The organism is Ardenticatenales bacterium (genome assembly GCA_020634515.1).
Classification (GTDB): domain Bacteria; phylum Chloroflexota; class Anaerolineae; order Promineifilales; family Promineifilaceae; genus JAGVTM01.
On record JACKBL010000016.1, the window covers coordinates 1 to 11,994 of the forward strand.

An 11,994-nucleotide genomic window follows, 5' to 3' on the forward strand; every position below is an offset into this window, starting at 1 on the left:
TGGCCGCTGCGACTACTACCCGAATCCTGATTCGGTGGTTGGACACAGCAGCTTCGCCGACTTCAACGGCGAGAATGCCTCCGGCATGTGGATGCTGTGCATGGGCGACAGCGCGGGTGGCGACACCGGCGTATTCCAGGAATGGACGCTGAACATTGAGTACGGCGGCGGCGGCGGCGGCGGGGAAATCCCCGAAGCGCACATGCCCGTGGCCGTGGTCAATTCTGGCGTTGCCCCGGACATTGAGGTTTCACCCAGCAATCTGGGCAGCTCGCAACCTCCGAATACAACCAACACAGTTCCGCTGAACATCGGTAACGTGGGGTCGGCTGACCTGACCTGGGACATCTTTGAGGACGGCAACGCCCCGTTGGAAGTCTGGAGTGACAACTTCGACAGCTACCCGTCCAACAGCCCGCTGCACGGCGTAGGCGGTTGGAAAGGCTGGTTCAACGATCCCGCGGCGGGTGCCAACACCAGCGATGCGCAGGCGCATAGCTCTCCCAACTCGGTGGCTATCCTGGGCGCTTCCGACCTGGTCCACGAATACAGTGGCAGCACCAGTGGCGTGTGGAACTACACCACCTGGCAATACGTTCCCACTGATTTCACCGGCACCAGCTACTTCATTATGCTGAATCAGTATGATGACGCAGGGACGACGCTGAACTGGTCCATCCAGGTAAATCTCAATGGTGCGACAAACACTATCACCAACGACGGTCTCAGCGGTGGTTCACTGGCGCTCATCAAGGGGCAGTGGGTGGAAATCCGCGTGGAGATTGACCTGGACAACGACACGCAAACCTTCTTCTACAACAATCAGGTTCTCTACTCCGGAACGTGGACGGGCGAGGTTAGCGGCGGCGGTATCCTGAATATCGGTGCGGTAGACCTCTTTGCCAACAATGCTTCGGTCGTCTACTATGATGACATGAGCCTGATGCCGGCATCGGATGTTTATTGGAGCGACAACTTCGATAGCTATCCGTCCAACAGCCCGCTGCATGGCGTAGGTGGTTGGAAAGGCTGGTTCAACGATCCCGCGGCGGGTGCTAACACCAGCGACGCGGAGGCGCTCAGCTCGCCCAACTCGGTGGCTATCCTTGGCGCTTCCGACCTGGTCCATGAGTACGACGTCACCAGCGGGTTGTGGAATTACACTGCATGGCAGTATGTTCCCACCGACTTCGCGGGTGACAGCTACTTCATTCTGTTGAATCAGTATGATGATGCTGGCGCAACGAATAACTGGTCTACCCAGGTCACCTTCCAGGGTGCGGCAGGCATCGTGTCTAACACCGGTCTCAGCGGTGGTTCACTGCCACTCATCAAGGGGCAGTGGGTGGAAATCCGCGTGGAGATTGACCTGAACAACGACACGCAAACCTTCTTCTACAACAATCAGGTCCTCTACTCCGGTACGTGGACGGGCGAAGTTAGTGGTGGTGGCATTCTGGCTATCGGTGCGGTAGACCTCTTTGCCAACAATGCTTCGGTCGTCTACTACGACGACATGAGTCTGGCTTCGCCATCCGGGGGTACTTGCAGTTCGCCCAGCGACATCCCGTGGGTGAGCGTCAACCCGACCAGCGGCATGACGATGCCAGGCAACACGTCAGTCGTGGATGTGACCTTTGATTCCACGGGTCTGGGCGCGGGCACGTACAACGGCAACCTGTGCGTGAACAGCAATGATCCGGACACGCCGTTGGTGATTGTTCCCGTGAGCCTGGAAGTTGTCGAGGGCGGCGCGCTGCTGACGCTGGACTACACCTACTATACGCATGGTGGCGGCACGATCAGCGGTATGTTGGACTTCTACGACGATGGTTCGTTCATGGACGAAAGCGGCGGCATGGGTCTGTGGCAGTTCATCCCCAGCCCGGTGAGCATCCGCTTCCTGTACACGGACGGCTCTCGCTGTGATGCGCTCTCGCGTGGCTTCTTCACGAACACCTCGCACCTCCAGGGCTGGTGGTTCTGCACCGACGGCTCGCAGCGTTGGGGTTTGTGGGATGCGGATGTCGTGACCGGTTTCCAGAACGGCTTCCCGACAACTCCCCTGGGCGTGGAAGCGCTGCCCAATTTCAAGTAATTGGTATGATGTAGCTGTTTGGTGAGCGCAGGCTTGCCAGGCAGCTACTTGAGATGATGAAAAGCGGCGTCAGGTTTTCCTGACGTCGCTTTTTTGTTGCTTGCGTGAGGGAGGGGGAAATCAGGTTTCCAGTTCGTGCAGGGTGCGTAGGTAGCTGATCAGGTCTTCGCGGCTGAACATCCCGCGCAGATGACCGTCAGTGGTCACGGGTAGTTGGTTGACGCCGTCGCGGTCCATCAGTTCCATGGCCTGCCACAGGGGGGTGGTGGGGGAGATTTGCTTCAGGTTGGCGATGGGGATCATGATTTGTCCGGCGGTGGTGATGGGCCATTCCGCCGGGGGGATTTCCTTGATGTGGTGCAGGGTGAGTAGGCCAACGGCTTCGGCGTTTTGTTCGACGATGAAGCTGCGTTGGCCGCGTCCGAGGATTTGCGTTCCGACGAGTTGGTCGAGGGGTGTGCCGGCATCTACAGCTGTATAGCTCTGATTCATGGCTTCGCTCACTTTGTGGCCGCTGAGGAGCGCCTGGAATTCCTGCTGTTGAATTTGAGCCACGGCGGCGCTCTCCAGGAACCAGCCGATGAAGGCGATCCACAACCCGTCTACGAAGTTGCCGCTGAACATTTGCCAGACGCCGAAGAAGATGAAGAGAAAGCCGATGAAGCGTCCGAGGCTGCCGGCAATTTGCGTGGCCCGGCGCAGATTTTTCGTTACACCCCAGACGATGGCGCGGAAGACGCGACCGCCGTCCAGAGGAAATCCGGGAATGAGGTTGAAAAGTACCAGTGAGCCGTTGATGTAGGCCAGGTATTTGCAGAGGGCCAGCAGGGGGGTGATTGACTTGGCGAGGGGTTGGACGATGAAGAAAATGCCGGCAAGTGCCAGACTGACAGCAGGGCCGGCAATAGCGATCCAAAACTCCGATTTGGCGCTGGGTGGCTCTGATTCGATCTGTGCCACGCCGCCGAAAATGAACAACGTGATGCTGCGCACGCGAATCTGGTAGTGCATCGCCACAACAGAGTGACCTAATTCGTGTAGTACAACACTGGTGAACAGCAAAATGGCCGTTAGCGCACCCACAATCCAATATTCGGTCGTGGACCAGTTGCTGAATTCATTCGGATAGTAGCTGGTGGCCAGGGTCCAGGTGAGCAGGCCAAAGACCAGGAACCAGGAGTAGTCCAGGCCAATGGGGATGCCCAGGATTTTGCCGAGGGGAACGTTGTTTCGTCTCATGTGGGTCTCCTTTGTTTGTCGGGGCCACGAGACGCTCTGGGGCAGGGGATAGTCTATGGAGACGAGGATGCCTCCAGGTGTCGCGGTCGGGTTGCGAAAGGCCATGCGGCGCATCTCGTTTGCACGGGATGCACCGCTGATGTTTGGGACTGACGATGAAATAAAGTGCGGAATGGCATCGTCAGTTTGAAGGAACGGTAAAGAAACAACGTTGTTGTCTTATTTGATTCCGTTCCTTACGCTATTATTATGATGGCTGACTATATGAGTGGCGTAAACAGATGGGGGGCAATTATGGGACATTTATGTGAATCTGGAAGAGGATGGAGGGGCGGCCGCAGGGGGGAGTTTGCTGCCGGCATAACGGCTCCCCCGCCGCCGTCAAAGTTGTATTGCCCGCCTGCCGCGCTTCATACACCCCTTGCGCCCCACGCACAACGGCCATGTTCGGTACGCGGCTGACGATACCATCATCCGTCACGTCCACGCTCCACGTATAATCCTCGCCTAGCTTGAGCAAGAAACTGTGTCCCACGGGCACCGTAACGGTCTGGTTATTGTTTGCCAACGTCACCTCCAGGTTTTCACCGTCGGGAGTGTCTGTGTTGCTGGTTGTGCCGCCGCTTGTTTGAGGCAACGTCATCATGGTCGTGAATGCGCGCCAGTTCTGACCGCCGTCATGTGTGACGAAAAGCTGCTGGCCGTTGCTAAACCAGCCATCGTGGCTGTTTACGAAGTTGAGGGAGCCGCGCAGTTCGCTGCTGGGGAAGGGGGCGACGGGTGTCCAGTTCTGGCCGCCGTCGTGGGTGGCGAAGAGTTGCTGTCCGTCCGTGAGCCATCCGTCTGTGGGGTTGATGAATGCCGGCATTCCCATCACCGCGAAAGAGGGCAAAATCACGGAAGTCCAGGACATCCCATCTTCCGTCATGTACAACACCGTGCTCTCAGGCGACTCGTAGATGCGCAACAAAAGCAAGATGCGACCATTGTTCACCAGTGGCGCATCAAAATAGCACTGGCACTGCGTAAACAAATCCTCGCTGTATCCCAGGGGCGTGGGAAGTGTTGCTGGTGTCCATGTTGTGCCGGCATCGTGCGTCACGAAAAAGAAAATGGGGCCGCCCGGACAGCCACCCGTTGCCCAGCCCGTGTCCGCGTTGACGAACACCAGCCCTGACTTTTGGCATCCAAAAGGCAGGCTGCCCGCCGTGGAATCCTGCGCCCCCGCCGTGTGGGAGACGCGCGTCCATGTCTGGCCTCCGTCCGTGGTACGCAGCACATCCACCGCCTTCGAACCCGCCGCCGCGCCCAGCCCAACCATCATCCAGCCATGCATTGGGTCGCTAAAAGCGATATTGAACGGCGCGGCGTAAGGTTCCGTCGCCACGCTGCTCAATTGCCAGGATTGGCCGCCATCTCCGGTGGCGTACACGGCGAACACGCTATGCGCGGCGTCGCTGTAAGCCACAAACCAGGCATTAGCCTCATCCATAAAATAAGCGTGCAGAATATCTTCCGTAGCCACCTGCGCCGGGGTGACATCTTGCCACCATGCGCCGCCGTCGTTCGTGCGCAAGATGCGCCCCACATTGGCCCCTTCATTGCCACCTGTGGCCCAACCCACGTCGGGCGACATCATCCGCACATTGGTGATTTGAATGGGTTGCAGGGACGCGGGCGAAACTACAACCGTTGGCTCCACCGCCGTTGGCGCCGCCGTCGGTTCCGGCGCGGCGGGTGTATCCGTTGCCGCCAGCGTGGGCGTCGTGGTCGGGGCAACAGTGGCTGCCACGAGCGTCGTAATCGGTGTCGTCGTAACCATTGCCGTGCCTTCCCCCGCCGTGCAGGCGGAAAGGAGCAGCAGTGTACCCAGGCTCCAGACCCAGGCGTAACGCAAAACAAGGTGGAAATACGTCATTGTTTTCATAATGAGCCTCATGGCGTGTCATTCAAAAGACTACAAAAGTCTCTTGGTGGGGGTGTCGAGTCGGAGTTGGCAGAAGAGTTCTGTAGTCTGTTTGTGGACCGACATGGAGCAGTTTTGAAACCTGCTCCAGTCTGAATTTGATGGTTTAGACGGTCCCCTGACGCGAATAGTTCCCCGGTTGCCGCGCCCTGGTCTCGTACCCTGGGTAGAAAATCCCGCGCAATTCCTTGACGCATCGTGGGCGTAGTGCTATGATGCCGCACGATAAAATCCACGAGAAAAACCATCAGGTTTCCGCGGAGCGTGAAGAGAGAAAGATGCTTCTCAATGACGTGTACACCTACTTCTATTTTGCGAATCAGCCCCCGGCGCCGCGTCTGGCACAGGAGGTTCGTTCTGCTTAAATAGAAGCGGACGAAACAGTTTTTTCGGAGACGCGGCCCCCCAGCCGCGTCTTTTTTTTGTTCCAACTTCAAGGGCGTTGCCTATGCGCGCAGCACGTCATGCGAGATGAAAACGTCAACACAGATTTCGCCGATGACGCAGATTTACCCCTGATGATGGTTAACGGCCAACCGCCGCCGTCGTAGCCCGATTTTCCAAATCGGGCGGGCGATTTGGAAAATCGCCCAACAGTTCTTGCCGATGACGCAGGTTTACCCTTGATGATGGTTGCGGATGGCGTTTCTGCCAACTGGCAACTATCAACTGGCAACTATCAACTGCGAACTACAAACGGCTAACCGCCGCCGTCGTAGCCCGATTTTCCAAATCGCCCTACATTTCCAGAGGAGAAAAAGATGATCGTTGTGATGCAGCCGCAAGCGAAGGAAACAGATGTGCAAGCCCTGATCGCTCGGGTGGAGGCGGCGGGGTGCAAGGTGCATACGAGTGTGGGCGTAGACCGCACGGTGATTGGCGTCATTGGGGATGGGACGATTATTGACGCGCGCCAGATCAGTCGCATGGAAGGCGTGGAGAACGTCGTGCCCATCAGCAAGCCGTACAAGGCGGCCAGCCGAGAATTTCATCCGGGAGACACGGTGTTTGACGTGGGCGGGGTGAGGATCGGCGGGCGTGATTTGGTGATGATTGCCGGACCATGTTCCGTGGAGGGGCGCGCGCACCTGCTGGAACTGGCGCACGCCTGCCAGGAAGCGGGCGCGACGGTGCTGCGAGGTGGGGCGTACAAACCGCGCACTTCTCCTTATGCTTTTCAGGGGTTGCAGGAGGAAGGGCTGCGCTACCTGGCGGAGGCGCGCGAGGCCACGGGCATGCCCGTTATCAGCGAAGTGATGGATCCCGCGCTGGTCCCTTTGATGTGCGAGTATGTGGATATTTTGCAGATTGGGGCGCGCAATATGCAGAACTATGCGTTGTTGAATGCGGTGGGTAAGTCGGGGCATCCGGTGTTGCTCAAACGCAGCTTCAGCGGAACGATTTTGGAGTGGTTGATGTGCGCCGAGTACATTCTCAGCCACGGCAACACCCGCGTAATTTTGTGCGAGCGGGGCATTCGCGCCAATGAGACGGAAACGCGCAATACGTTTGACCTGAACGCCATTCCCGTCATCAAGCAGCTTTCTCACCTGCCAATTGTGGCCGACCCTAGCCACGCGACGGGGAAATGGGAGTATGTGGGGGCGGTGGCGCGGGGGGCGGTGGCCGCGGGCGCGGATGGGCTGATGGTTGAGGTGCATCCGCGGCCTGATGAGGCCTGGTCGGATGGCCGCCAGTCGTTGAAACCGGAGCGTTATGCGCAGTTGGTGCGGGAGGCGCGGCAGGTGGCGCAGGCTGTGGGGCGTGATGTGCCCTGGCCGATGGATGGGTATCCTGGCAATGGTTATTTGCCGGCAAGGGCGGCTGTGCCGAGTGGTGATTATTGAGGCAGGCGGATGGGAACGTTTCAGGCGGTGGGGAAGTTTGCTATACTTTTGCGGCAAACGCATTCTCCATGCGCAAGGGGCATCACGCGAGACGAAAGATGAAGATATCTCTGGCTCTTGCGGATTTCGCAGATTCTGCCCCACATATGGGTTTGGCGGCGAGGCTTTAGCCGGTTCTTGCGCACAAATTCCGGCTAAAGCCTCCACTCCCCGCGAATTCCTGAAGAGCCAGAAAGTTCCAGAAAGATTGTTTTCGTAGGAGTCGATAGAGGACAACATGCTCGATCAGGCACAGTTCCGGCGCATTGCGCGCGTTCTGCCCTTTTTGCAGCGGGCGGATGCGTCCCTGAGGCGTGAATTTCAGCAAAACACCTTTTATGCGCGTATTCCCGTCGGTCAGGATGTGTTCTTGGAGGGGGACAGCGCCGATGCTATTGCTTTGTTGATTGCCGGCATTGTCCGCGTCTACAAAATTGGCGAAACAGGACGAGAGATCACCCTCTATCGCTTTGGCCTGGGGGAGTCGTGCATTCTGACGGCCAATGCCATCCTCAGCCAGCATCGTTTTCCGGCTATTGCCACCGTGGAAGAGACGGCGGAGGCGGTGATGGTTCCGGCGGATGTGTTCCGCGACTGGGTGCGCCGTTACGATGGATGGCGCGACTTTGTCTTTGACCTGCTGTCGCAGCGCCTGGTGAGCATGATGGCGACTGTGGATGAAGTCGCCTTTCGTCGCATGGATGCGCGGGTGGCGGCCCTGCTTCTGGATCGCTGCCGCCGCCAGAACCCCATCCGCATCACGCATCAGGAGATCGCCGCCGATTTGGGGAGTTCGCGGGAGGTGATCAGCCGCATTTTGGAGGGATTTGCCGGTGAGGGGATGGTGCGGACGGGTCGTGGCATGATTGAGGTGGCTGATGTGGCGCGGTTGCAAGAGCGGGCGGTTATGTGACTTTGTCACAGACAGAGGGCAGGCTATTTTCTATACTGTGAGTAGATTTTTACATGGATCGGGTGACGAAAGGAGGGCGCGGCAGAGCGTCGCGCTTGCGTTTGTCCTCGTGGCGAATGCCGGCACGATTTCCCAAGGAGTGGAAATTGGTCCAATCTGGCTTAGCAGTTACCGAAAAAGGAGATGGAAATGAACCCCTTTGTGACATTTATGGCTTCTATGACCGGGCGCGTGGTGCGCATTGTGGCGGGTATTGCCCTGATCGCCTGGGGATTGTGGGGATTGACGGGAACTGTCGGGATTGTCGTTGCTATTGTGGGGCTGCTGCCTCTGGTAGCCGGGGTGTTCGATTTTTGCGTGTTTGCCCCCCTGTTTGGCGCGCCTCTGAGCGGGCCGAAGATTCGCGCCGGTAAATAGCGGCAGCCTGGCAGCGGACGTTTGTCCAGCATCATTGGCCTGTCAAAACAGTTCTGGAGGCGTTACGCGATTCGGCGTAGCGCCTTTTTCGCTTTCCCATCCTTTCGCAACATGTTATACTGTGCCGGAAGAGAGGGCGGGGGCGCGCGGGTTGTATGATTGTGTCTTGAGTGTTGATGCCGGCATCTACGAGGAAATGAGATCCCATATTCCTCTTCCGGCTGGATTCCCACTAAAAGGAAAGTAACCATTCACCATTCAGAGGTGCGACGCACTTATGGACGCCGTTTGCATGACGATGTGCCCTATTCAAGTGCGGCTTGCCTATGTAAACATAAAGGAAAAATGCATTCATGAAAGCAAAACAATGGTCTCAGCCCCCGGCGATGCAAATTGACGTGAAGAAAAAGTACGTGGTGACGATGGAAACCAATCGCGGCACCATTGAGATTGAATTGCACCCGCAACACGCGCCGTTGACGGTAAACAACTTCGTCTTCCTCTGCCGTGAGGGTTTTTACGATGGCGTCTCCTTTCATCGCGTTATTAGCAACTTCGTCATCCAGGGGGGCGATCCGACGGGCAGCGGAGCGGGCGGCCCCGGATACCGCTTCTCCGATGAGACCGCGGGGAATCCGTTGAAGCATATGCGCGGCGCTCTCTCTATGGCAAATGCCGGCCCCAATACCAACGGTAGTCAATTTTTCATCACACATTCCCCGCAGCCGCACCTGAACGGGCGACACACCGTGTTTGGCACGGTCGCCAGCGGCATGGATGTGGTGGACGCCATCCGCGCCGGAGACAAAATGGTGCGCGTGACCGTGCAAGAAAGCTGAATAAATGCCTGTGAGGCTAAAATGGTGAGTTCACTGAAAAAACCGGGTTTTTCGATTGTCCGGCTGAAATTACCAGAGTGGTTCATGTGTAAAAACCCGGTTTTTGGCCTTTTTTCAGTAGAGTCACTTTAGTGGACCACTACTTCAGTGGACCGCCGGCGGATGCCGGCACTACGGACATTTTCATCCATCGTGGTGCGCCTCGATCATGGGGAACTCGTGAGATGTTGCACCGCGACCAGAATATGGAGGCTACTATGGCGATGACGTTTTCTGATCCCGCGCAAACGATGTCTGAGGCCAGCCCGGAAGAGCGGATGCGTGCCCTTATCGAAGCTATCAGCAGCTACATTGAAATGTATCATGGCGGAGCCGTGTCCATGGTCGCTTTCGATGGGAAAATGCTAAAAGTGCATATGTCCGGCGCTTGCGATGGATGCCGCCTGGCCCCGACCACGCTGCATGGCTGGGTCGAAGGGACCGTACGCCAATTCTTCCCGGAGATTGAGTCCGTCCTGGCTGTGTGAGTAACCTTACCCACGCCATTCGCGCGAAATTTGGACAAAATCCAGCGCAATATGCTAACATTTGCTTTGCTTCAGAACCCTTCGGAAACACTCGAGTTTGATGCCGCACGCTATGTCTGATTCTACTACAGTTCCCACCTTCAATATGAAAGTCGTTGTGCAAGAGACCGGGCTGAAACCGGATACTTTGCGTGCCTGGGAGCGCCGCTATGGCGTGCCTTCTCCCGAACGCACCGCCGGCGGCCATCGGCTCTACTCGCAATATGAGATCGACATGCTCAAATGGCTCATTGCGCGCCAGGAAGAGGGGTTGAGCATCAGCCATGCCATTGAGTTGTGGCAGCAATTGCGGAGCGAAGGGCAAGATCCACTGGAGCGTTATGGGCAGGAAATGCCGGCATCTTCTGTATCAGGCGCGGTACACGTCATGGGAGACCGCATTGATACGTTGCGCGAGGCCTGGATAGAAGCCTGTCTGAGTTTTCAGGAGTTTGCGGCGCAGCAGATTTTGGCGCAGGCGTTCGCTTTCTTTCCTCCGGAAACGGTTTGTGTGGAGCTGCTGCAAAAGGGGCTGCGCGAGATTGGTTGCGGCTGGTATGAGGGGCGGGTGAGCGTGCAGCAGGAGCATTTTGCTTCGGCGTTGGCGGTGCGGCAGTTGGAGGCGCTGCGGGGTTCGCTGGCTTCAACCGTGCGGCAAAAGCGCGTGCTACTGGCCTGCCCACCGCACGAAGAGCACACGTTTAGCCTGCTGTTGTTGACGGTGCTGCTACGCTGGCGGGGGATGGATGTGGTGTATCTGGGGGCGAATGTGCCCCTGGCGCGCCTGGATACATCAGTAGCCGTGATTCGGCCGCAGCTAGTGGTTGCCGCGGCACAAACGCTGCCGGCGGCGGGGATGTTGATGGATATGGCGCAACTGCTGCGGCAGGTCGGCGTGCCGTTGGCTTATGGCGGTTGGGTGTTTAATCAGATTCCGGCGCTACCGAAGCGGATTCCGGGATTCTTTTTAGGCGAGGATTTGCCGGAGGCGGCACCGAAAATAGAGTCCTGGCTGCAATCATTGCCTTCGCCGCCAGAGGTTGTGCCCGTATCCGCCGCTTACGAATTGGCGATGCTGCACTTTCAGGAGCGACGGGCGGCGATTGAGGCGTATTTGTATGGACATGCCCAGGCGATGCTGCAGATGGGCACGACGCGCTCGCTGTTGTTGAGTATCAACAGAGAGTTGGGCAATAGTATTGAGGCGGCTTTGCGTCTGGGGGATATGGCGCTTTTGTCATCGGACATCGACTGGATTCAGGGTTTTCTGACGGGGGCGGCGTATGGAATGCCGGCACAAATCCTACCCCACTACCTCTCCCTCTATCTCCAGGCGGCAACAGCCACCCTCGATAAACGGGGTGAGCCGCTCCTGGACTGGTTACGCCAGGCCAGTGGATAGGTCCTCAGTTTTCAACAGCAAGTACGGACATCGACAATCCGCTCAACCACGGGCGCGACAGCCTCGCGCGCTTGCGCTTCGCTAATTCCCGTCACCTTGAACGTCACGATCCGGTTGGTTGTATCCTCGCCCGCGAATTGTCCGAAAGCGATAAAGCTGCCGCCCACATTGGCGATTGCCTGCGTGAGTTGACCCAATGCGCCTGGATGATCCGGCACGACGACGGTCACGCGCACCCCATTTTCACGTGCGCCCATCAATTCCAACAGAATTTTGAACAGGTCCGTCTCCGTGATCAACCCCACCACGCCCCCATCCGCCATGACGGGTAGGCCGCCAATTTTGTTGTCCGCCATAATGCGCGCGGCTTCTTCGATGGGCGTGTCCTCGTGGACGGAGAATACATCTTTGGTCATGACGTCGCGCACGCGAATCTGGCTGATCAAATAGTTAATCTCCCAGACGCTGAGGGAAGTGGCATCGGAAGGCGCGGCGTGCATCAGGTCTTTATCGGAAACAATACCGATCATCTTGCCGTCCTGGATCACGGGCATACGCCGGATGCGCTCACGCTGCATCAGTCGTAGCGCTTCCATGATGGGAACGTCCGGCTTCACGGAGATAACAGGGTGGGACATGCGTTCTTTTACGAGCATGGGTTCCTCCAG

The 11,994-nt window shown here is 57.6% G+C and carries 10 protein-coding genes; 7 read left to right on the plus strand and 3 right to left on the minus strand.

Going from position 1 to position 11,994, the window contains the following annotated elements; translation table 11 throughout:
• A partial coding sequence (locus H6650_22700) for a hypothetical protein (GenBank protein ID MCB8954824.1) occupies positions 1–2,098 on the plus strand: 2,098 nt, incomplete at its 5' end.
• Positions 2,099–2,218: 120 nt separating this feature from the next.
• On the opposite strand, the gene H6650_22705 is transcribed toward H6650_22700, so the two are convergent.
• On the minus strand, positions 2,219–3,337 hold the full coding sequence (locus H6650_22705; GenBank protein ID MCB8954825.1) for a site-2 protease family protein: 1,119 nt from the start codon (positions 3,335–3,337) through the stop codon (positions 2,219–2,221).
• 292 nt (positions 3,338–3,629) lie between these two features.
• Positions 3,630–5,264: a hypothetical protein gene (locus H6650_22710; protein ID MCB8954826.1), complete on the minus strand. Its 1,635-nt coding sequence runs from the start codon at positions 5,262–5,264 to the stop codon at positions 3,630–3,632.
• Between the two features lie 800 nt (positions 5,265–6,064).
• Here H6650_22710 and aroF point away from each other — a divergent pair.
• The 6 genes from aroF to H6650_22740 all read left to right on the plus strand — a co-directional run bounded on the left by aroF (position 6,065) and on the right by H6650_22740 (position 11,326).
• On the plus strand, positions 6,065–7,150 hold the full coding sequence (aroF, locus tag H6650_22715; protein ID MCB8954827.1) for a 3-deoxy-7-phosphoheptulonate synthase: 1,086 nt from the start codon (positions 6,065–6,067) through the stop codon (positions 7,148–7,150).
• 277 nt (positions 7,151–7,427) lie between these two features.
• Positions 7,428–8,102, plus strand: a complete 675-nt coding sequence (locus H6650_22720; protein ID MCB8954828.1) for a Crp/Fnr family transcriptional regulator — start codon at positions 7,428–7,430, stop codon at positions 8,100–8,102.
• A 189-nt stretch (positions 8,103–8,291) separates the two neighbouring features.
• A complete protein-coding gene (locus tag H6650_22725) occupies positions 8,292–8,519 on the plus strand; it encodes a DUF2892 domain-containing protein (protein MCB8954829.1) in 228 nt (75 codons plus the stop codon).
• A 386-nt stretch (positions 8,520–8,905) separates the two neighbouring features.
• Complete coding sequence (locus H6650_22730) at positions 8,906–9,358, plus strand: peptidylprolyl isomerase (protein ID MCB8954830.1); 453 nt, start codon at positions 8,906–8,908, stop codon at positions 9,356–9,358.
• A 257-nt stretch (positions 9,359–9,615) separates the two neighbouring features.
• A complete protein-coding gene (locus H6650_22735) occupies positions 9,616–9,885 on the plus strand; it encodes a NifU family protein (GenBank protein ID MCB8954831.1) in 270 nt (89 codons plus the stop codon).
• 112 nt (positions 9,886–9,997) lie between these two features.
• A complete protein-coding gene (locus H6650_22740; GenBank protein ID MCB8954832.1) occupies positions 9,998–11,326 on the plus strand; it encodes a MerR family transcriptional regulator in 1,329 nt (442 codons plus the stop codon).
• Positions 11,327–11,337: 11 nt separating this feature from the next.
• On the opposite strand, the gene H6650_22745 is transcribed toward H6650_22740, so the two are convergent.
• Positions 11,338–11,982: a CBS domain-containing protein gene (locus tag H6650_22745; GenBank protein ID MCB8954833.1), complete on the minus strand. Its 645-nt coding sequence runs from the start codon at positions 11,980–11,982 to the stop codon at positions 11,338–11,340.
• Between the last annotated feature and the right edge of the window lie 12 nt (positions 11,983–11,994).